Source organism: Acinetobacter kyonggiensis (assembly GCF_900107285.1).
GTDB classification, from domain to species: Bacteria; Pseudomonadota; Gammaproteobacteria; order Pseudomonadales; family Moraxellaceae; genus Acinetobacter; species Acinetobacter kyonggiensis.
Genome location: NZ_FNPK01000034.1, coordinates 1 through 19,796 on the forward strand (window position 1 = coordinate 1; position 19,796 = coordinate 19,796).

23 protein-coding genes and 1 pseudogene are annotated in these 19,796 nt (G+C 34.2%); 10 read left to right on the top strand and 14 right to left on the bottom strand.

Features of this window, described 5'->3' with window-relative positions; all coding sequences use genetic code 11:
* Window positions 1-276 precede the first annotated feature (276 nt).
* Window positions 277-729: a hypothetical protein gene (locus BLV99_RS16290; protein WP_092692597.1), complete on the bottom strand. Its 453-nt coding sequence runs from the start codon at window positions 727-729 to the stop codon at window positions 277-279.
* A 138-nt stretch (window positions 730-867) separates the two neighbouring features.
* Here BLV99_RS16290 and BLV99_RS16295 point away from each other — a divergent pair, with 138 nt between their 5' ends.
* Window positions 868-1,320: a helix-turn-helix domain-containing protein gene (locus BLV99_RS16295; RefSeq protein WP_092692601.1), complete on the top strand. Its 453-nt coding sequence runs from the start codon at window positions 868-870 to the stop codon at window positions 1,318-1,320.
* A 210-nt stretch (window positions 1,321-1,530) separates the two neighbouring features.
* On the opposite strand, the gene BLV99_RS16300 is transcribed toward BLV99_RS16295, so the two are convergent.
* The 4 genes from BLV99_RS16300 to BLV99_RS16320 form a co-directional block, all read right to left on the bottom strand.
* Window positions 1,531-2,061, bottom strand: coding sequence for a plasmid replication DNA-binding protein (locus BLV99_RS16300; RefSeq protein ID WP_092692603.1), 531 nt, complete (start codon window positions 2,059-2,061; stop codon window positions 1,531-1,533).
* Between the two features lie 78 nt (window positions 2,062-2,139).
* Window positions 2,140-3,063: a replication initiation protein RepM gene (gene repM / locus BLV99_RS16305; RefSeq protein WP_092692606.1), complete on the bottom strand. Its 924-nt coding sequence runs from the start codon at window positions 3,061-3,063 to the stop codon at window positions 2,140-2,142.
* 542 nt (window positions 3,064-3,605) lie between these two features.
* Window positions 3,606-4,658, bottom strand: a complete 1,053-nt coding sequence (locus BLV99_RS16315) for a MobA/MobL family protein (protein ID WP_092692608.1) — start codon at window positions 4,656-4,658, stop codon at window positions 3,606-3,608.
* Window positions 4,651-5,412, bottom strand: a complete 762-nt coding sequence (locus tag BLV99_RS16320; protein ID WP_092692611.1) for a hypothetical protein — start codon at window positions 5,410-5,412, stop codon at window positions 4,651-4,653. Before BLV99_RS16320 ends, BLV99_RS16315 begins: the two co-directional genes overlap by 8 nt.
* 1,040 nt (window positions 5,413-6,452) lie before the next feature.
* On the opposite strand from BLV99_RS16320, the gene BLV99_RS16325 reads away from it, so the two are divergent.
* Complete coding sequence (locus BLV99_RS16325; protein WP_092692613.1) at window positions 6,453-6,713, top strand: helix-turn-helix domain-containing protein; 261 nt, start codon at window positions 6,453-6,455, stop codon at window positions 6,711-6,713.
* A 220-nt stretch (window positions 6,714-6,933) separates the two neighbouring features.
* On the opposite strand, the gene BLV99_RS16330 is transcribed toward BLV99_RS16325, so the two are convergent.
* Window positions 6,934-7,176 (bottom strand): hypothetical protein, encoded by a 243-nt coding sequence (locus BLV99_RS16330; protein WP_092692614.1) that lies wholly within the window; start codon window positions 7,174-7,176, stop codon window positions 6,934-6,936.
* A gap of 154 nt (window positions 7,177-7,330) precedes the next feature.
* Between BLV99_RS16330 and BLV99_RS16335 the strand changes: the two genes are divergently transcribed.
* Window positions 7,331-7,576, top strand: coding sequence for a helix-turn-helix domain-containing protein (locus tag BLV99_RS16335; RefSeq protein WP_006582672.1), 246 nt, complete (start codon window positions 7,331-7,333; stop codon window positions 7,574-7,576).
* A gap of 136 nt (window positions 7,577-7,712) precedes the next feature.
* Here BLV99_RS16335 and BLV99_RS16340 read toward each other — a convergent pair whose 3' ends face one another.
* Together BLV99_RS16340 and BLV99_RS16345 are read right to left on the bottom strand one after the other, a co-directional pair.
* Complete coding sequence (locus BLV99_RS16340; RefSeq protein ID WP_092692617.1) at window positions 7,713-8,996, bottom strand: tetratricopeptide repeat protein; 1,284 nt, start codon at window positions 8,994-8,996, stop codon at window positions 7,713-7,715.
* Window positions 8,997-9,605: 609 nt separating this feature from the next.
* The gene (locus BLV99_RS16345) at window positions 9,606-10,121 is read right to left on the bottom strand and encodes a hypothetical protein (RefSeq protein WP_092692620.1); all 516 of its coding nucleotides are present in this window, start codon (window positions 10,119-10,121) and stop codon (window positions 9,606-9,608) included.
* Window positions 10,122-10,216: 95 nt separating this feature from the next.
* Between BLV99_RS16345 and BLV99_RS16350 the strand changes: the two are divergent.
* The 5 genes and pseudogenes from BLV99_RS16350 to BLV99_RS16370 all read left to right on the top strand — a co-directional run.
* Window positions 10,217-10,600: pseudogene (locus BLV99_RS16350) on the top strand (ATP-binding protein); the annotation flags it as partial.
* A 232-nt stretch (window positions 10,601-10,832) separates the two neighbouring features.
* On the top strand, window positions 10,833-11,144 hold the full coding sequence (locus BLV99_RS16355) for a BrnT family toxin (protein ID WP_092692623.1): 312 nt from the start codon (window positions 10,833-10,835) through the stop codon (window positions 11,142-11,144).
* Window positions 11,107-11,421, top strand: coding sequence for a BrnA antitoxin family protein (locus BLV99_RS16360; RefSeq protein ID WP_092692626.1), 315 nt, complete (start codon window positions 11,107-11,109; stop codon window positions 11,419-11,421). The genes BLV99_RS16355 and BLV99_RS16360 overlap by 38 nt, the downstream gene beginning before the upstream one ends.
* Window positions 11,422-11,514: 93 nt before the next feature.
* Window positions 11,515-11,739, top strand: coding sequence for a hypothetical protein (locus BLV99_RS16365; protein WP_092692628.1), 225 nt, complete (start codon window positions 11,515-11,517; stop codon window positions 11,737-11,739).
* Window positions 11,740-11,771: 32 nt separating this feature from the next.
* Window positions 11,772-12,374, top strand: a complete 603-nt coding sequence (locus tag BLV99_RS16370; protein ID WP_092692631.1) for a hypothetical protein — start codon at window positions 11,772-11,774, stop codon at window positions 12,372-12,374.
* Window positions 12,375-12,510: 136 nt separating this feature from the next.
* Here BLV99_RS16370 and BLV99_RS18280 read toward each other — a convergent pair whose 3' ends face one another.
* From BLV99_RS18280 to BLV99_RS16380, 3 genes are all read right to left on the bottom strand, one after another.
* A complete protein-coding gene (locus tag BLV99_RS18280) occupies window positions 12,511-12,657 on the bottom strand; it encodes a hypothetical protein (RefSeq protein WP_167356345.1) in 147 nt (48 codons plus the stop codon).
* A 117-nt stretch (window positions 12,658-12,774) separates the two neighbouring features.
* Window positions 12,775-13,275 (bottom strand): hypothetical protein, encoded by a 501-nt coding sequence (locus tag BLV99_RS16375; protein WP_092692633.1) that lies wholly within the window; start codon window positions 13,273-13,275, stop codon window positions 12,775-12,777.
* 199 nt (window positions 13,276-13,474) lie between these two features.
* Window positions 13,475-13,633 carry an acetyltransferase gene (locus BLV99_RS16380; RefSeq protein WP_092692636.1) on the bottom strand — a complete coding sequence of 53 codons (159 nt, stop codon included), beginning with the start codon at window positions 13,631-13,633 and terminating at the stop codon, window positions 13,475-13,477.
* 2,639 nt (window positions 13,634-16,272) lie between these two features.
* On the opposite strand from BLV99_RS16380, the gene repM (BLV99_RS16390) reads away from it, so the two are divergent.
* Window positions 16,273-17,190, top strand: a complete 918-nt coding sequence (repM, locus tag BLV99_RS16390; RefSeq protein WP_092692639.1) for a replication initiation protein RepM — start codon at window positions 16,273-16,275, stop codon at window positions 17,188-17,190.
* 60 nt (window positions 17,191-17,250) lie between these two features.
* The gene (locus BLV99_RS16395) at window positions 17,251-17,808 is read left to right on the top strand and encodes a plasmid replication DNA-binding protein (protein WP_213030965.1); all 558 of its coding nucleotides are present in this window, start codon (window positions 17,251-17,253) and stop codon (window positions 17,806-17,808) included.
* A 218-nt stretch (window positions 17,809-18,026) separates the two neighbouring features.
* Here the strand turns inward: BLV99_RS16395 and BLV99_RS16400 are convergent, their stop codons facing one another.
* The 3 genes from BLV99_RS16400 to BLV99_RS16410 are packed head-to-tail and all read right to left on the bottom strand — an operon-like array spanning window position 18,027 to window position 19,563.
* Window positions 18,027-18,992, bottom strand: a complete 966-nt coding sequence (locus BLV99_RS16400; protein ID WP_092692644.1) for an ImmA/IrrE family metallo-endopeptidase — start codon at window positions 18,990-18,992, stop codon at window positions 18,027-18,029.
* 3 nt (window positions 18,993-18,995) lie between these two features.
* A complete protein-coding gene (locus BLV99_RS16405; RefSeq protein ID WP_092692646.1) occupies window positions 18,996-19,316 on the bottom strand; it encodes a hypothetical protein in 321 nt (106 codons plus the stop codon).
* Window positions 19,317-19,323: 7 nt separating this feature from the next.
* A complete protein-coding gene (locus tag BLV99_RS16410; RefSeq protein WP_092692649.1) occupies window positions 19,324-19,563 on the bottom strand; it encodes a colicin E3/pyocin S6 family cytotoxin in 240 nt (79 codons plus the stop codon).
* Window positions 19,564-19,796 lie beyond the last annotated feature (233 nt).

The window sequence follows — 19,796 nt, forward strand, 5'->3', positions numbered from 1 at the left end:
ATCTATATTTTATATCCAGTCCATGGTGATAAAAACCATCATAAACTAGACATTTTTATTGGTGAGAATATAGACACTTTAAATGGGTTCTAACAAGTACGTTTCGTATAAGCGCCATTATGTTAAATGGAGAAAGTTATTTAAGTATTTGTTATTATATTTATAAATTTCAATAGTAGGCCAAGTTCGCCTTAATGCGACAGAACCGAGTATTACCGAAACTCTCTCAAGTTCACTATCAGCCAGACAGCTGTGGGGAACTTGAGAGAGTTAAGATCATTTAGATTTGTTTTTGTTTAATTTACTTGCGGCTACAGTAACGGTAGCTGTTGTTGTAGCCGTTGTTGTAGCAATTACAAATTTTCCACCAGCTATTCCTTTACCTCCAATAGAAATAGCACCAAATCCTAGTTTTGCTAATGAAGCTCTAGCTAAAGGGGCACCCGTTAATTTACTAATAACGGCACCTGTTGTAGCAGTTTTTCCTAAAACGCCTGTTTTTGCGATCGCTACAGCTATAACTGGTGCGTTAACATATGCAACACCAGCAGATAGAACTGTTGTCGTAGCTATGGCTGCACTTTTTGCAGGATTTTCTATAACATAATCAATAGACTTATAAACTTTCTTTTCAGCAGACCATGCTGCATCTTGAATAGCGCATTTTATATCATGGATTTTGCAATGCATATTAGACGCGTGACATAGCAAGGAATCAAAAAAACTCATTTAGGTAGCTTCCTTTTTAGATTAAATTTTTTTTGGTTATAACATATTACACATTTTTTGTACAATATGAATGTACTCTATTATTTGATTGTACTTATTGATGTATAATTAAAAAAGTTACTATTGTTGGTTTAAGTTATGAATAGTGAGATTAATACATCTATAGATGCTGTACTTGGTTTGATTCTGTCAAACATTAGAAAAAATAAAAAAAAATCTCAGGATGAAGCTGCTACGTTTATAGGAGTAACAAAGCAAGCTATTTCTAATATGGAAAATGGTCGATCTAGATTTGCAGTGGTTCAGGTTTATCAACTCTGTGCTTTCTATGGTGTAGAACCATGTAAAGTTTTTAATGCTTTAGATGAGGCATTAAAGAACAAAGAGGTAAATGTAATTGGTGTTGCTGGGGGGAGTTTAGCCTTTATAGGTCCTCGTATAGTTAGTAAGAGTAGCATTAGCACTAATAATTTAACTAATATTGGAGCTTTAGTACATCCAATCATAGCAGGCGTTGCTTTAGCTGGTTTTTTGGGATCTCTCTTTATGAAAAAAGTTAAAGAAGCCTCTCAAGATGAGCATATAGAATAATTATAAGGTTCAGTATTTTAAAGATTTTCTAAAATTAACATAATACACCTTATACGAAATGCTCTTTTTATTCTGATATAAATCATTTGTTTAACTATTTCATCAAAGCCCAGTCCTCACCGATTGGGCTTTTTACGTGAATAGTCGTGTTCCACGCCTATTCTTTAATCAATGTTCCACATTTTTGATTAGCTCAGTTGAATAATGACTTTAGCCATTCGGTAAGAAAAACCGGCTCAGAAAGCCTCTTTTCGGTGCTTCAGGCTCAACATGCTCAGGCACTGGGATACGCTTACTCTCGGTTTCAACCTGAGTAGTCAATCCGTCATATTTAGGCTCTGTTGTGTCAGGTTCGATATCTGTTTTGGCCATATTAGGTTGTACCGGTTCTTGATCGGTAAACGTAGTCATATTGGATTTTGGTGCCTCCAATAGACGTTGCATAACTTCAATCTGCTCTTGGTAGAAGACTTCTCGTTCTTTGGCATCTGATACTTGATTTTTTAACATGTCTATCTGCTGTCTAAGCAGTAAAATTTCTGCCGAATTTGGACTGTCTATTTTTACAGGCTCTTTTACACCCTCTTTTTTAGTAGGTTCGCCAAATACCCGAATAGCTTCTGCAAAATCAATTTTATTATTGGAATTTTTACTTAAAATTCCTTTATTTATATGATTGTAAATAGTCTGTCTATTTATGTTGTAAAGCTTAGATAATTCAAGAACTGAAAGGCTTTTCATAATTTAAAGTTATGCCTAATCTTGTCAAAAAGTATTGTCTATTAGACTGTCTAATAGACAAATGATCAAGCCTATAATTTATACAGCTTTAAAACCAACTTTTTGAAGATAAGGATGCAATTCTTGAAATTTAGTAGGGTCTTGAAGCATCTCTGCAATCCGTATTGCAAACTGTTGATAGCTTTCAGTACCTTGAGAGTATTTCCCCATTTCTGGAAGTTCGGCAAGTTTATTCGAGAACAAGTGGCGTTGAGCATTTGTCATTTTTGCAACTATATCTATGTTCTTTTGAGTACAAATAGTTTCTTTATTAGTTATTTTTTTCTGTTTGAAAGTAAAAGAAAATCCTGAAATAGAACGGCCTTTTTTTTGCTGTTCATATTTAACTGTAATGTCTGAAAAATCATTAATTTGTTCAAGAGCAATTTCTAGTACACGTCTTTTAAAAGCTTCCATTCGCGTATATTCATTAATACCTATACCTAACTGATTTCTAAATTTATCTATTTCAAAAATAGGTGTTTTACCAATAGATTTCCATTGCATCAGTAATTCATATAAACGTACTGCATAGACACTTTTAAAATCTGAAGTTTTCTTTAAATGATAGCTAGTAAAGTATTGTTCAAAACCATCTATTTTTGTCACATGCTCTATTACTACACGAGTCAAAGTAACTAAGATTCTACCTTCTCCTTTCCTGTAATTAGCGTCTTGGATCCAACGGCTCTTAGTCAGACTTCCATCATCATTAGTAATAGTAAATTGCCGTTTAAATAAAGAATCTTCAGCTTCTATTAATACTAAATATGCAGCATCAGGTGAGATATTAAATGCTTCGGCATAGCGAGTAGCATTCAACTCTAAAGGTTCGTCAGTTGAAAGTCCTTGCCCTGTTTCTCTTGCATCAACAATAGCGATTTGCAAAAGGCGAGTTTCACTTAAGCTGAGACTTTGTAAGGCTTGTACAAGCTTATTTGATTTTACAACTAAATCTGTCATGTGATTTTATTTAGCAACTGTTTTATTATGTTGTTATGACAACACAATAAATATTTGTTGTCAAATACCGAGGAAACGTTGCTATATAACCGAGGAAACGTTGCTATATAACCGAGGAAACGTTGCTATATAACCGAGGAAACGTTGCTATATAACTGAGGAAATCCTTTTGCATAAAGGCTTTCAAGGTATCTAAAAGCATTTAAAAACTTTAAAAATAATTAAAAGCCAAAGGAATGAAAAATTGCCCTATGTTTTCGCTACGCTCAAACTCTATTGAACTTCGCTTTCGCTCAGTTCGAAGGGGCAATTTTAGTTAATATTTTCGTGACTTTGAAAAAAAGCAAAAGCAAGATCAAAAGCGAATCGGAATTCGCTTCGCTCATAAAGCTTTTTACTCGCTTCGCTCGGTCTAGAGTCTTATTTCTGCAGGTGATTTACGCTTATTTAGGTTTCACAACCTAAAAAGCTGTTTTTCAGGAAGTCTAGGCGCAAATTTTGCTGATATCGCTCGTAGACACTCGCTTTGCTGATCTTTGTTGTTACATTGAAAAGTTAAAGCCGGTGTCTTTTTTAATGTGAAGTGTCGATTGATTTTCAAGGTTGGGGTTTGGATCTTTATGATTAAATGATGGATCGACTAAAGCTTGTTGCTGTTGAATCACTTTAATCTCAGCAGCATGCATTTCTGGACTTAACTTATTTAATAACGCTTTTACTTCTAGGCTACTATAGGCTTGGTCATTGACGCTATAAAACGGTTCAACGTTAAAATTGAGTTCTTTATGTTTCTGTAGTTGCTCTCGTTCAAATTCTTGTTGGTTATGTTCGCGGATCTGTTTGATCTGTTCTAAATATTCAGGTGAATTATTTTGACTTCCGACCCCGAGCTTGGGTTCGGCAATGTAAAAGGTGCCGTGATCTAAATTATATTTTTTATAACTTGAAGACGATACTCGATTGGGGATTATGATCTCTTGTCCATCGATTTGGTAAGTCAAGGTCGGGGCATATTGGCGTAAGGCATGATTCATATGGTTTTCCCATTCCTTGCGGATATACAGTAAGAATGAGCGGTAGTTGTAAAAGCCTTCATCCAGTTGTCTTTTTTTCGCCCCGCCTTTCTCTGGGTTTTTCGGATTAAAGCGTTTGAAGTAGGTTTCTGGCGTGCGGTCAAGGCCATCATTGGCTTTTAAAGACAGCATGAGATGACAGTGCGGTTGATCAATACCTCCAATTCTCGATTTAACGTTGTGTATAGCGTAAGAGTGTGGGTATTGATAGGTAGCCACATGCTCGTTTAAAAATGCCTCTACCAGCGTTTTACGCTGTTTTGCTGTGAGTTCATTGGGAAGGGCTAATTCATATTCCATGTACACTTTGGCATTGGCCCGCTCATGGGTATCCGCTGCTTTCCAAAAATTAGCAGGATCTTTCGCCCAGGCTGGCATACAACGACCGGGTTCGATATGTTCTAAAACTTCTTGGCTTTTGACACGCACATGCTGATATTTTTCTAATCGAGAAATATAGAAATAATGTTCGAGTGCATAGCCTTTGGGTTTGTCTTTGAGGTGCAGGTGATAGCTAGCCATTTTGAGCCATTGTCTGAATGATTTCTTTTAAATAAATCGGTAAACCATCTTCATCCTTATAATCGATGAGTCGATCTAATACCACAGGAAACAAGGTCTTGGCTTTAGTGTCACTGAGGCCAACATTGAGCATCTCTTGAAAAATAATCGTATTGCAATTTGCTAAATTAAAGTGCATATCTTCATTAAAAATCGCACGAATCATTTGTGCTGCAGTCAGTTGAGTGACATCAATATTTTTTGTTTTTAACAATGCTAATAGTGCTCCTCCCAATTCAAATTTCTTCTTGTTATCAGCATTCCGTTTTGCTTTATTTTCTTTCTTCTCGAGCTGGCTGAGATACAGTTTTAAGCTATTTTCATCTGCTTTGTTGTCTTTGAAGCGCAAATATTGAGTCGCCATGGTTTTGAGAATATTCAGTGTCTGATCTTCAGAGGTTTTTTGATACTGGTGATATAACTCGACAAACTTTTTTTCAAAGAAATCATGTGAAGCACTTTTTAAAAGTTCTTGATAAAGCAGCTCAACTTTTTGAAGTTCTCGAAATGGTTTAATGGCTTGTTTTACGATGACTAATGCAGTGGGTGATAAGTTCTGCATTTCAAACTGAGATGCTTGAATTTCATGAACTGCATTTTGAGTGACTTGATCTCGTACATTGTGTTTTTTTACATACTCGATATATGCAATTAACTCAGCTTTGTTGAGTAAAAGAGCCGGTCGTCCACGTTTTTTTGACTCAGAGTTTTGCATTTTAACCAGAAATCCATTCGCTTCAATTTCATTATGCTTTGTAGCATAACTTATTGGGCGAATGGATTTAATTAATAAAAAATAAAATTTATTTTATTTTTTATTAATTCGCACTTAACAGTTTCTCTTCGAGAAACTACAGTCCGTGAGGGAATCCTTCCCCTCAACCCCTGATCAATATTTTAGGTATTGAACCTAAACTATTGATATTTAAGACTATTGCTTAAATGTGAAAATCAAAACAATGCTGTGCTTTTCGCTTAGATTGCGCTTGTTTCCGGCAAAAAGATGTCTGTTACTGCATTTTCAGTTTTGTTTCTGCAGAAAAAATGTCTGTTACTGCATTTTCAGTTTTGTTTCTGCAGAAAAAATGTCTGTTACTGCATTTTCAGTTTTGTTTCTGCAGAAAAAATGTCTGTTACTGCATTTTCAGTTTTGTTTCTGCAGAAAAAATGTCTGTTACTGCATTTTCAGTTTTGTTTCTGCAGAAAAAATGTCTGTTACTGCATTTTCAGTTTTGTTTCTGCAGAAAAAATGTCTGTTACTGCATTTTTAATTTTGTTTCTGCAGAAAAAATGTCTGTTGCTGCACGTTACTTGGTCATGTTTATTAACGTATTTTTTGAAAATGTACTGTTTTCAGTATAAATCTTCTCGGATTAGTATAAAAAAACCTAACCATCTAGATAAAATGAATGAGATAGATGACTATTTTGTCTAGATTTATACTTTTTTGCCTACTTATTCTGAATGAATCTGGCACAAATACTTCTTCAGGGAAGAATGGCCTTTTCTTTTGAAAATGTACCGTTTTGGATAACTAAGAAAAACAGGTTGGTGAATTGCTGAATTGAATAGCCATTAAAATCGTATTATTGCTATTGAGCAAATTCAGAAAGATTCTGGATAAAGTACGTACTGGCTTTATTAATAAAGTAATTCTAACCGGATGATTAATGTTCGCTATATAGCGAATATCACACATAAAACATGCAAACTTCGCTATATAGCGAACAAAATAGCTTGAAATTGGGAAGGGAAATGGCTTCTAGAAAAGAAATTGGGGAAAAAATAAAATTGGCCAGAAAAAATTTAGGCTATACACAAAAGACTGTATCAGAAAAATCTGGAGTCAATAAAACAACAATTTCTGAGATTGAAAACGGTCATTTCACTGGTTCTTTTGACTTATTTGAAAAAGTATTGAGTTGCGTGGAGTTACAATTTGAAGTCGTGACCAAAAAGCATAAATTTCCGCATTGGGATGAAATCGAATCTTTATTTAAAGAAGATGATGAATAAAGTAAATGCCTAACGAAAACTACTACCAATAGCCTAGTAGTCGAACATAAGAAATTCGCAGTGATTCTATGTTAAGTCGATAATCAAAAGACCTACGAGTAATCTGTCCCCAGAGGTTGTACGTTCTGATTCAGCTCTAGCAAATTGGGCAGACACAGAATTTTGAACGCACTCTCTGTTTCTGCACAGGAAAAGTCCGTTGTACAGTTACTAAAAAAGTTTAGGATTCTGGGATAGATCGTATAAATTGCTGCTGAATATCTGAAAAATTTGCATCTGGGTATTCTGCTAAATAATGTTCAGTCCAAAATAAAACAGCCTCATGCCCATCAAAAGAGGGATTCACATCTAAATAAAAAGCCAAACGGGCACTACGTTGAATATAAAGCTCTTTGATTAACTGTAATCCTAGTTTTTTTGCTTTTGCTGAGATAAACAGCTGAGGTTGAGTGAAGTAATTCATAAAAAAATCCGATACAGAAGCATAGGCTTGATATGGATAATTAAACACATAAAAATATGTGTTGTAAACATATTTTTATGTGTTTTTTGGTGTTTTATGTAAAGAAATAGCCTATGTTATACTTGCACTTTATCATTTGTTAAATTTGAATCTCATGCCTTACGAAGAATTCCATAGACTTATCGGTAAAGCGGGTCTTTCAATTAAAGAATTTGCTGAATTACTCGGGATGAGACCTAACTCCATTACGAATTATAATAAAGTTGGATTTGTCCCCTCTCATTTGGCTGTGATCGTATCGCTCATATCAACGATGAAGGATGAAGGTTTTGATTTTTATCCTATCCTGGAAAAAGTACAGGCATACGAGAAAGCACGTATAGAAAGTCAGTCTAAATAGAAAAGACTAAGCTTGATTCTTTGGATTATTGTTGATCAGAGAGTGAGAGTACTACAATGAAATGGGAGCTTATCGCTCCCATTTTTGATTTCGTATAAGGTGTATTATGTTAATTTTAGCGAAACTCAATAATAAATTATTTCTTCTTTGGCTTCATGCATGAGGGTTTTGATAGGCTCACTGGCTGGTTTAAATTGTGTGCCTTAGCTCCCTGTTCTAAAAGGGCCTTTAAACTTTTTTCAGAATTTTTAGGCTGCTTATTTTGAGCATTCTTCTTTGGCTGTGGTGGCGATGCTTTTTTCTGAGCTTTTACTGACTGCTCAACTTTATTTTGTTTACTTGTAGGCTTGTTTATTACGGCTGTTTTTAGAGACTTTAGCCATGAGTATGCGTGAGGATCTAACTTCAATAAATGTTCAATCATTTCATTACGTTTAGCTTTATCCATCTTAGAGATAATGCTTTTAAGATCAGCATTAATTGATTGATTTGTTGCACCTCGTTCACTAGCTTTTTCATACCACTCATGCCCAAGTGTATATTGATACGTTTCCATATAAATAGCGCCTAATAAAGTACAAGGACGATAATTATCTGGAGTTAAATTATGAGCTTTGGATGCATTATCAATGGCGACGTTAACCTTGCGAAGATCACGTCTAACTCCACCAAGAGTAGTGAAATACGCAGATAATAATTTTTTATCCTTGATACCATTAGTGGAAATTTTTTCTAAAAATTCTTCTGCTTCAACACTTTCCTTACACTTTCTTAATTGACTGCTAGCATTAATAGCATTCCAAATGTTCTTGGTGTTCTTTGCATATTCCTGCAAATAATAATTAGCTTCTAATCGATGAAATTTATGACGAACTTTGGCAGTAAAGAATTTTTTACCTATTGTATTTAACCAAACAGCCTCATCTTGAGAAAGTCTTGTTTCATTTTCTAGCTTATTCAAAATTTCAGAAAGCTCTGTAGGTGATGCCCCTGATAGATATTCATTAATGTCGTATTTTTTTAGTAATGCTTTTTCTTTTTGCTTTGCAATATAAACAGGATCTGACTCAAGCAACTTTTGTTTTTCAATAGCTTCCAGTCTCAACTTCTCCTGACGAATTTTTTCCTCAGCTACTCTTTCTAATTCAACTTTATGTCTAATTTTTTTCTGAAAGTCTGGCAGGAAACCGCTTAAAGATCTGAGCATATACTCATGAATATATACTTCTTCAAATTTACTTAGGCTTTGTTTTTCTTCATATTTTTTTATAATGTCTTTTAAACGGCTAGGTATTAAAAGATCTGACTTTAATGGATCTAAAAAATATTGTTGGCACAAATTTAAGAGTTTGCTCTCGAAAGTATCTAAATCTTTATCAGTAACTTTTGCCTGTAACAGTAAAGCCTTTCCCTCAGTCATAATAGAAATCTTATTCGAATCAAAAAATTACCTCAGTATAAAGAAAAAATGTCTGTATCTCACTTATGTTTATTTCCCATTTAACATAATGGCCGTTATACGAAATGCAAAATAAATAGTGTTATATTTCAAAAAGTTATACTACAAGAAATCGGGGACGCAAACCCGAAATGCATATTCCTGCATAAACCTACCACCTATTCCTATTCGTTCCCTACCACTTATTCCTGTTTCAAGTCGGCCACTTAGGGTTTATTCAGTAATAGAATTTAAAGGCTTTATTGCCCAAACCTATTCTTAAAAGCTTGTTCAGCAATATAATTCTTAGATAAATTGCATATTCTTATCATACAGGACACTGATTCTTCTTTCATTTGGATAGTTACTATGAATTCACTTCCGTCCTAATAGTCTGCCCCAAAAGCTTTTTGGCTTCCAATTCGGATCTAAAAAGTCATAATTATAATAATCTAATGGTTTTACTGGCATCAATTCCATAGGAACCAATGGGTTATCAATTTCAATTTCTAACCCATTCATCCACGGGTAATCCCCCCTAAAAATAAAAAAGTGAACCTAACAACTATAAGTTCACTCTTCATTAAAAGTTTATTTTTGTAGTATTTCACTTTTTAAAAGTTCTTCCTTCGTTACACCAAAATATCTGATTTCCAATTTAGGTTTACCTAGCATTTCTAAAATTTTGTCTTTTTCATTTATGTTTTTTATAGCTTTACTTACACAATCAATGACGTCATTGGTTTTAGATTCAAATTCTCTATCAAATACTTCTTCACTCACATTTAGATTTTCGAAATATTTTAGGTATTCTTCAAAAACTAGATAAAAATATGGATCTAATCTTTCTGCATCAAACATATAAATTAAATCTTCTGGCATTTTTTTTTCAGGATAAATGATCAACTTTCCATAATCGACAAAAAAATCCACAGAAAAATTATCATATTCCATTTCATTTAAAACTTTATTAAACGTTTCAAAATATTGCACTAAAAGGGTCTGTATATCATCCAAAAACGCTTTATTATTAATATCCAATATTAAAGATTGATTTGAAATAGCCTCAATACAATCATTAAGTATATTTAACTCTCTTAAAGCCATTATTTTACTCCATCTAAACGTGTGTTGGGTTGATCCATTTTTCTGAGTGTAGTTTTCAGCTCATTTGTAAATTTCTTTAGAGGCTAGCTTGCGCTTTTGGAGCAGAGGCTTGTCATCGCAGTTACAGCACGATGTATTTTAATGCGATTAGCTTATTTGATGAAATTGCCAATGCAATCACTTTAGGTGAAATCAAAGACTTCAAGAAAAAAGTATGTACTGCAAAATTGCTTATTATTGATGATTTTGGTTTAGGTGGATTTAATCAATCATTAGCACCAGCTTTTCTTGAAATTATTGATAAGCAATCTCAGAGCGGTGGACTTTTAATTACAAGCCAAGTTCCTAAAAAATTATGGTTTGAGCAGTTTCAAGATCCTACCATTGCAGATGCAGTCATGGATCGGATTTTACATAGATCTTATGAACTTGAGATTTTAGGCCGGTCGTACAGAGAGAAAATATTTTCTCAAAAATAAAAGCTTATTTTTTTTAATTTGAGTGGCCGACTTGGAATAGGAATGAGTGGTAGACCACGAACAAGAATGGGTGGCCGACTTATCCAGTAATTTGCACCGAAAAGCCGACTTAGAAACAAGTCGGCTTTTTTATGTGCAGTTTTGATAGTTCTTGCCAAGAAAAATTGGCTAAATTTTGCAAAATTTACAATTTTGTATTAACATTTTCATATTAACAAAAAGCGATGCAACTATGAAAATTGAGTTTTCATGGGATGAGCATAAAGCAGAAACAAACCTCAAAAAACATGGTGTAGCTTTTGAAGATGCGACATTGGTTTTTTACGATGCTCATGCCTTATATAAACAAGATCGCTTTGAAAATGGTGAATATCGTTGGCAAGCGATAGGTATGGTACATGGGCAAGCTGTTTTATTGGTGGCCCACACGGTACAAGACCATAATGGGATGGATCATATCCGCATTATTTCGGCACGACAGGCAGAGAAAAAAGAGAGGAAACAGTATGAGCAAAACCGTTACTTACAAAATGGATTTGAATAATCCTCCTGTTTTGTCTGAAGAACAAAAGGCAAGACTTGAAGCTTTGGCTAAGCGCCCAGACAGTGAAATAGATTGTTCTGACATTCCTGAGCTTGATGAAAGTTTCTGGAAAAGTGCAGTACAGAACCCTTTTTATAAGCCGACTAAACAAGTGACTACGGTTCGTATTGATGCAGATGTAATGCAATGGCTCAAGGCCCAAGGTAAAGGCTATCAGACAAGAATGAATAAGATTCTGCGTGATGCCATGCTGAATGAACTAAAAAATCATCCATAAAAAATGGGAGCTATAGGCTCCCATTTTTATTACAAAATTCATAAAATTTGATAGAATAGAAAAATTATTTCATTAAATTTTATAGAGTTTTTTATGAAAAAAACAATTATTGGGGCATTAACTGTTTCAACACTTTTACTTTCTGCATGTAGTACATCACAACCTATGTGGAGAAAAGCAGGAATTACTCCACACGATGTTAATAACACTTTAGCAAAATGTCGCTATGACGTAGGTTTGGCTAAAGTTAATCAAAATGAAAAAGCTGAAATGATACAAGATTGTATGATGGCACAAGGTTTTAGATATACCTATTGACCTCTATAAAATCCAACTAAATAGGTTTATTAATGAAAAAATTAATAGGTTTTGCAGCCATAGCTGTTTTTTGTACAAATTCTTTAGCAGAAATCCCTGTAAAAAATAATAGTATTTCTTTCAATAAGCTTCCTATAGAAATTAAAGAAGCAGTTCAAAGTGAGTATATAGATACCTGCCAAGGCATATCTGAAGATGAAGAAATGCAAGTTAAAAATCCTAAAATCACTTTCCGTAAAGGGTTTTTAGTAAATGTAGATTTTAATAATGATGGCTTAAAAGACTATATTATCCGATCTTCAGACGTTACCTGTGAAGGTGCTTACTCAATGTTCACTGGAAACAGTGATGGCTTTATAGATATCTACTTTCAAAATGAAGCCGGTAAATATGATCATGTTCTTAACTATTGGTTAGGACGTGAAGGATTAGAGCTTAAAAAAATAAAAGATGGCTATCGTTTTACTTCTGAATATAACGACAGTTATTTAGTATGGGATAAGTCTATAAATAAATTTATTTCATATTATGGCCCTGAAAAAAGAAAAGACATTTTAGATCTAAATGATGAAAACTCTACAACTAGCCAAACCTCTACAGAGAAAGGTGAAGTTCTAAGACAAGCTTTTCAATAATCTAGAAATATTCAAAAGACGCCTTTACATAGGCGTCTTTTCATTTAGCATAAAATCTCTTATACGAAATTAGAGGATCTATAAATATTCAGAGAAACAGAAAACACTGCAATATCTGAAAAACTAGGTTTTTCTATCAATAACCGCCATCGTCATCAGTAAAATCGACAATGGCATCATCTGTGATTACTTCTACAGTCGACAAAGAAAGACTAAGTTCCACTAATTTAGCAGTATTAAAATCATCCAAATCAATCTCACGTTTTTCGACAAGTGTTATCATAAAAAATACTCTTTTCTGTAAAATGCTCAAAAAGTAATACACTCTTTCATCAATTTTAGTTTCTCTACGCTACTTTGAATAGTTTATTAAAAATGTAAGATAGTCTGTTAGCAAACATTAAAATAGATATTTTTCGGCCGACTTTTTAAATAAATAATCATGCAAATTGAAGATTAAATCAGCTCTACTTATTGAGCAACTATCTGAAAATCCTAGTTTTTTACAAAAATTTCTACAATTTTTGTTTGATGCTTCAAATCGAATAGTTTTATAATCAAATTTTTCAGCAATTTCACAAAGTTTTAGAAGTAGTGAAATGCCATTTCCTTTTTTTTGTTTTTTTTCTTTGAAAGAAATCCGAGCAATAATAATTTGCTTACCGTTTTTTCTATCGTAATCAAAAGTTCCAAATCTTATATAAAGTTCATTTATATCATCAACTTGACGACCTGACTGAATTGAAACATTAATTGTTTTTTCAATCCGATCAAAATTATTTCCCAAAAAATTGGCTCGCTGTCGAGCACTTAGTTTTCTCTCAAAAAATCGTTCAAGCGAATGCGTAATAAATAATTTTTCATCAATTCCTATCCATTTTTTTTGCTCAATAAGGTTCATGTGAGACTCCGAAAAAAGCGAAGTTAACACATTATTTTTAATGATGTAAATAATTGATTATAAACAAATTAATGTTTAATTAATGTTTCATTTACTGTCAAATTAATATTAACAAAACGTTTTATTTATTCTATTCATAATCATTAAATAAATGATTCAGTCGTTTGTTTATATCTAAAAATGCCTCTTTAATTTCAAATTACAGATCAGCTAAACGCTGAAATGTTTTTTTATGCCTGTTTAAAATTTTTATGGTCAACTTTCTCACAAGAAGTTCACCTTTTTTACTGCTTAAATCCAGTATTTTTGTCGCTTTAATTTTTGGCCGATCAACAATCTCAACACCGTATTTTTTCATTTTTTAATACCTATAAAATTACATTTTCAGGATATCAGTAATTTATTTGACTATCGAATTCCTGCAAAAAAATAAGTAAAAGATGGAGTAACAACGATCATCTATGACCAATTTTCCAATGATTTTGACCCGATTTACAACCCATTTTCGATCAAGTTTTGACGCTTAAAATCTAAATATCCACACCTCATTAAAAAATCACTTTGACTAAATATTGATCTTTTTTTGAGAAATTGGCCTTTGTATAAAAGGGAGGCTAAAAAGCATCAATATTTGCGACCGCTTTTTTCTCATATTTTGACTGAAACCCACGATTGATGGCCTTTGCATAAATAAGAGTTCCTGTCAGATCACCGTGTACCCGCTATTTGCATTGATTTTCACTTCAGCTCTGCTAATTTTGTAACTGCCAAATATGAAATGAACTTTCCTGAGTTAGCCGTTCAGTGAGTGAAATTTTCTAAATCTTTGTCTTGTTGTTTCTATGTGTGTGCGACAGCCATCGCATACTAAAGACCGTGTAGCTGCATACGTCCGAAAGGTAGTTGGTGCGGCTGCGAAGGGCACTAGATGGTGAGACCCCATCTTTTGACCCGTTCTGCGAATTTCAGAACTTAGCCCTATGAAATGGGTACTGAATTTCCAAATAAATAATTTTGAATAGTTGGGCGACACTGAAACGGGCATCATGGTGACATGATCAACCCTGCTTAACAGAGAGTGTGAGTATCTTCATGGATTGATAGATACGTTAGGAACACACGTTTACCGCTTCAATTCCTTCAAAGGGCGGTATGCGTTGCGCACTGGTGGGCTTATGAGAGTACTGTGAAGTACTAGGGTCATGAGGAGAAATCTGGACTGATCGGCACTTAACGATTGACTGAATTGACTTGTCGTTGATGACATATTCAGTCGGTTGTTAAGGTCTATGGATAGCTCAAGCCAGTAACGGTGACACGTTGGAGATCTTCGATAGAAGATTAAGCATGTTGCTTTGCGTTGATCAAGTGCTCTACCTGTAATGAAGCTTGATATTGACTAATAATGAGGGTTTTTGGAACTCTTACCTCAAAAAACAGGAATAGTTGATATTGTGTGGAACAGATGGGCGTACTGATCGTTATTTTTACTTAGAAGTTGATTTATTTTATTTAAAAATGACAGAGACTGTTAATGCTAAAGTGGGAATCTCTTAAGTCGATGATTATTTATGGTGGTTCCATAATATAGGCTTTCGAACTGAAAACTTCACTAGAGGAGGGCATAAGGTTTGATTAATAAGAGAGGGAGAGTTGCTGATTAGGTTTAATTTGAATTTGTTGTATTTGATTTAGATTAATGAGTTTACTTCGAGCGAATAAAAACGTAAGCGGTAAATGAACGAAAGGCAATACGGTGTATATCTAGAAACAAAGACAAAGTTTTATAGGTGAGGTGTGGCAACTTCTATAACTATGAAACGTTATCAACCTATTGGCGCGAGTGAAAACTGATTAACATTATGATTAATCGGATTAGTAATCCTATTGATTTTATATATTGGTAATTAACTATTAAGAAATTTTGCGGTGGCTCCGTAAAGGTTTGCGCCTTTGAACATCTAAGTTGGTTCCGACAAGCCTTGGCTTGAACGAATCTGCTGTTGGCATTTCATGCAGCAACGATGTGATCGAAAGAAAACTAGCGGTGAAGTGTTATAGGAAATCCTGACTGCGGAACTAAAATTGCAGTTGAAGTTTGTCTATGTCTGATATTGATCCGATTGCCGTTACTTAGCAGCCGGGGAATTGTCATAGATTCGCTTCCTCATTCCTGAGAAGATGTCGTAAGTTGATAACTACGAATTCATACCAAGCGTGAATTAAAATAGAGGCTCGGCGAGGAGCACGTTCGCTTAGTGGGTTGTACACTGAAAAATCAACACCAAAAGGCAGTCCTCCATAGGAGGCTGCCTTTTCTTTTGCGCTAATTTGCGTTTTAAGCCCACTTTTTAAATAAAGCACCCTTTTTCTATAAAAAACTGTAATCAGGCTAAAATCGCGAATTTAAGCCTCTCAATGACAGATATAGAGCGAGTGTCTACGAGCGACCAATAAAAAGTCGCGCCTAGACTCCCTGAAAAACAGCTTTTTAGGCTGTGAACCCTAAATAGGGGTAAATCACATGCAGAAAATTGAGCCTAGATCGAGCAAAGCGAGTAAAAAAGTTTTATGAGCGAAGCGAATTCCGAGTTGCTTTTGCTCTTGCCTTTGCTTTTTAAAAGTCACAACTGAATGATCCAAAAAATTGCCCCATGAATCGAGCGAAAGCGAGATTCAATAGAGTTTGAGCGTAGCGAAAACATAGGGCAATTTTCCTTCCAAAAGCTTTTAATAATTTTTAAAGTTTTTAAATGCTTTTAGACTAGCTGAATACCTTTATTTTAAAGGGCTATAGCTCTTATATGACTACGTTTACCTACCAATATGACTACGTTTACCTACCAATATGACTACGTTTACCTACCAATATGACTACGTTTACCTACCATAAGTCTTCGTAATATTTTTTGTAGATTTAACTACGTTTACCTTGCATAAATCTACATAATTATTAATATAGACTTATATTCATAAATAATAATGTAGATAAATAAGATGCGGGATTTAGTTGTTAAAGATAATGCATTAATAAATGCTAGTTATAATTTAGATTTAGTAGAACAACGGTTAATTCTATTGGCCATTGTCGAGGCAAGAGGTAGTGGCAGAGGTATCAATGCAAATGACCCTTTAGAAGTTCATGCAGAGAGTTATGTAAACCAGTTTAATGTTGCACGACAAACAGCTTATCAAGCTCTCAAAGATGCGTGTAAAGACTTATTCGCACGCCAATTTAGCTATCAAGAAGTAAATAAAAGAGGAAATATTGAGAATGTCCTAAGTCGTTGGGTCAGTGAAATTAGATACATTGATGATGAAGCAACAGTAAAGTTAATATTTGCACCTGCTATCGTGCCTCTTATTACGCGTTTAGAAGAACAATTCACAAAATATGAGCTACAACAGATTAGTGATCTTAGTAGTGCTTATGCTGTACGTTTATACGAATTATTGATTGCTTGGCGTAGTACTGGCCAAACACCTGTTATTGAATTAGCAGAGTTCAGGCAGAAGATAGGTGTTCTCGATGATGAATACACTAGAATGGGGAACTTCAAGGATCGGGTGTTAAATCTAGCTATTGCCCAAGTTAATGAGCACACAGACATTAATGTTAAATGTGAGCAACATAAAAAAGGTCGTAACATTTCAGGGTTCTCATTCACATTTAAGCAAAAGAAAGTAATTACCTCTAAAACGTTAACTTCACTTGAACTTTTCTCAAAAATGACGGATGCACAACGTCACCTTTTTGCTAATAAACTTTCTGAACTTCCAGATATGAATAAATATTCTCAAGGTACAGAAAGCTATGCACAATTTGCAGTTCGAGTTGCTGAAATGCTACAAGACAAAGAGAAATTTGAAGAACTTCTGCCATATCTTAGAAAGGTAGGATTTAACACAAAATAAACTTCATGTTCAGGTAGGATGTTTACCTAAACATCCTTGTACATGCACTGAGGGATTACATTGAACACAACAAAATTCAGCGTTATGGACGCAAGTAAAGCTTTTAAAAAGTCACGAACAACAATATATGAAGCTATAAAAAATGGTGAATTATCAAGGGATCATGATGGTCTTATAGATTTATCCGAACTTATCAGGGTCTATGGTAATCCTATCGGTGTTCAGTCCAGTACACGTACTGAACACGCCCAGAAGGATGTACAAGTACGTGTTCAATCCGAGATTGAAAATGTATTGAAAGATCAAATTTCTCTACTCAAAAATCAGTTAGATCTAGCCAACCAAAGAGAAAAGTCTTTGATGCAGCATATAGAGGATTTGACCCATAGAATTGAGTTTAAAGGTCAGCTTGAACAACCAAAGACAGAGCTAGATGAACATAAAGTTACTACTCATTCTGAAATGATAGAAAATTCTCGGCCAGAACCAGAGCCGAAAGATGAGGGATTGACTACTCCGGAACAAACGGAAAATAAACGCATTCCAGTGCCGGAGCAGATTGAACCGGAGCCACCGAAAAGGGGCTTTCTGAGCCGGTTTTTCTTGCCAAATGGCTAAGGGTATTATTCAACTGAGCTAATCAAAAATTTGGAACATTGCTCAATAAGTAATCGTGGAACGTGAATAATCACAAAAAAGCCGTTCCAGTGCGCTGAATACTGGAACGGCTCGAAGTAAGATAATGATTTAGAAGGGATAAATCAAAGCATTTCGTATAAGGTGTATTATGTTAATTTTAGATTTTCTACTGTTAATCTAGGTAGTTTTTTGGAGTATTACCATTTAGCCATTAACTCCTCAACACGTTTGCGAATGTATATGGGAAATAGATTATGGCTTACTACATCATTTAAATTAGTTTTATGGCTATAATTTAATTTAACTAAAGCACAAACCTCTTTTACATTTGTTATTCCCTCTTTTTTTGCGTTATTAACAGGAAAGGGGACTGATGCATTAATATTAGGAAGATAACTTTCAGTACCTGTTTCAGCTAAAATTTGTTTTAGTATTTCTCGCCATGGGCGGTGATCTACACGATCAAAATCATCTAAATCAGGTTCTTTGATGATAAATGTAATAAAATCCTTTCCATAGATAGAAAACTCTTCATATTCCTCAACACTATTTAAAGAAAAAATTTTTTCCTTAACATCAGAATACTTTTTTTCATAAAAATGAGATGTTTTAGCTTTTGAGCCAGTTATTTCTTGAATACATACATTATTATTAAAAACAGCAATGGTTCTTCTTTGAGTACAAGTATTATCTATTTTAATTAATGCTGCATCTAAAGACACACCGGCATCTTGAAGAATTTTTTCTAACCGTATTTTAAACGAAATATTTTGCTCAAGTATATTGTTAACCCAATCAGAAGGCATAAGTAGTTCAGATGCAAACCTATTGGCTTCAGACTCCATTTCTCTATACATTATATGTGTAGAGATAGAGTATTCATTAATATCACTTGCAATAGTGCCTTTGTGCCATGGCAAAAATATATGACCTAATTCATGCGCAATTGTAAATTTTTGGCGTGTTTTAGGGATACCAAAAGCATTATTGATATAAATTTTTGGTTTATCTGATTTAATATTTACAGTGATTCCATCTGCTTTGAATGGAAAAGTATGGAAAGCAATAGTCGCCTTTTTTTCGACGAGCTCTATAATGCTATAGGGCGGTACAAGGTTATATTTTTTTAATACTTTTTGGGCTAGCTTTTCCTCACGTTTCACAGATTATTTATCCTCAATGTCATTTAACCAATCTTGAATTTTTTTTGTTTGATCTGCTTTTTCAGCACGTGCGGCCATAGGTAAATTATTTTCAGCATCTCTTATCACGTCATCAATATCTAGTTGATGCTCTTGGGCGTAGATAATATCTGCTAGATAATCCTCATCAACCAAAAAATATCCATATTCTTTCACAGACATACCTAGATATTCTCTTAGTGAACAACCTAGTTGCTCTCCATGCTCAGTCCAATAATCTACATAGTCATCAAGTTCATCTATTAAAGCATCACCGTTAATACAGTCAAAAATAAAAGTCTTCATAGTTACCTCAGTTTGGTTTAGCAATTTTACGCCCAAGAACAGCTTCTTTAATTGGAGGAGGACCATTAGGTGCGAAAACACCAAGATGAATCCCACGTTTATCAAAGACTTCAATCTCACCGTGTAAGCTATCCCATGTATAATAACGATTACCTTTTGGGTTTTTATAAACCTGTTTACCATTGTCTATGTGAGATTTAATCTGCTCATCTAAAAAACATGGTCTAGGTTTTGGTATACCGCCCACAAAAATTTCCTTAAATTTGGTTTATTAGTAAATAAACATATTACGTTAGTTAGAGTGCAATGATCCTAACAAAAATTATAGATATTCAATCTCTTTAAATGCCCTATTTAACATAATGGCGCTTATACGAAATGCCTTTGTAAGCCCCAAATAGAAATGTCCGGTTTCTCCAAAGTAAAAATGTCCGCTTTTAGAATATATGCTTTTGCGATTTTCTTAGCGGACGGTTTGAT

Bases quoted from the DNA above. Each gene is read 5' to 3' on its own strand.
- BLV99_RS16290 (WP_092692597.1), bottom strand. From the start codon at position 729: ATGAGTTTTTTTGATTCCTTGCTATGTCACGCGTCTAATATGCATTGC.
- BLV99_RS16295 (WP_092692601.1), top strand. From the start codon at position 868: ATGAATAGTGAGATTAATACATCTATAGATGCTGTACTTGGTTTGATT.
- BLV99_RS16300 (WP_092692603.1), bottom strand. From the start codon at position 2,061: ATGAAAAGCCTTTCAGTTCTTGAATTATCTAAGCTTTACAACATAAAT.
- repM (WP_092692606.1), bottom strand. From the start codon at position 3,063: ATGACAGATTTAGTTGTAAAATCAAATAAGCTTGTACAAGCCTTACAA.
- BLV99_RS16315 (WP_092692608.1), bottom strand. From the start codon at position 4,658: ATGGCTAGCTATCACCTGCACCTCAAAGACAAACCCAAAGGCTATGCA.
- BLV99_RS16320 (WP_092692611.1), bottom strand. From the start codon at position 5,412: ATGCAAAACTCTGAGTCAAAAAAACGTGGACGACCGGCTCTTTTACTC.
- BLV99_RS16325 (WP_092692613.1), top strand. From the start codon at position 6,453: ATGGCTTCTAGAAAAGAAATTGGGGAAAAAATAAAATTGGCCAGAAAA.
- BLV99_RS16330 (WP_092692614.1), bottom strand. From the start codon at position 7,176: ATGAATTACTTCACTCAACCTCAGCTGTTTATCTCAGCAAAAGCAAAA.
- BLV99_RS16335 (WP_006582672.1), top strand. From the start codon at position 7,331: ATGCCTTACGAAGAATTCCATAGACTTATCGGTAAAGCGGGTCTTTCA.
- BLV99_RS16340 (WP_092692617.1), bottom strand. From the start codon at position 8,996: ATGACTGAGGGAAAGGCTTTACTGTTACAGGCAAAAGTTACTGATAAA.
- BLV99_RS16345 (WP_092692620.1), bottom strand. From the start codon at position 10,121: ATGGCTTTAAGAGAGTTAAATATACTTAATGATTGTATTGAGGCTATT.
- BLV99_RS16355 (WP_092692623.1), top strand. From the start codon at position 10,833: ATGAAAATTGAGTTTTCATGGGATGAGCATAAAGCAGAAACAAACCTC.
- BLV99_RS16360 (WP_092692626.1), top strand. From the start codon at position 11,107: ATGAGCAAAACCGTTACTTACAAAATGGATTTGAATAATCCTCCTGTT.
- BLV99_RS16365 (WP_092692628.1), top strand. From the start codon at position 11,515: ATGAAAAAAACAATTATTGGGGCATTAACTGTTTCAACACTTTTACTT.
- BLV99_RS16370 (WP_092692631.1), top strand. From the start codon at position 11,772: ATGAAAAAATTAATAGGTTTTGCAGCCATAGCTGTTTTTTGTACAAAT.
- BLV99_RS18280 (WP_167356345.1), bottom strand. From the start codon at position 12,657: ATGATAACACTTGTCGAAAAACGTGAGATTGATTTGGATGATTTTAAT.
- BLV99_RS16375 (WP_092692633.1), bottom strand. From the start codon at position 13,275: ATGAACCTTATTGAGCAAAAAAAATGGATAGGAATTGATGAAAAATTA.
- BLV99_RS16380 (WP_092692636.1), bottom strand. From the start codon at position 13,633: ATGAAAAAATACGGTGTTGAGATTGTTGATCGGCCAAAAATTAAAGCG.
- repM (WP_092692639.1), top strand. From the start codon at position 16,273: ATGCGGGATTTAGTTGTTAAAGATAATGCATTAATAAATGCTAGTTAT.
- BLV99_RS16405 (WP_092692646.1), bottom strand. From the start codon at position 19,316: ATGAAGACTTTTATTTTTGACTGTATTAACGGTGATGCTTTAATAGAT.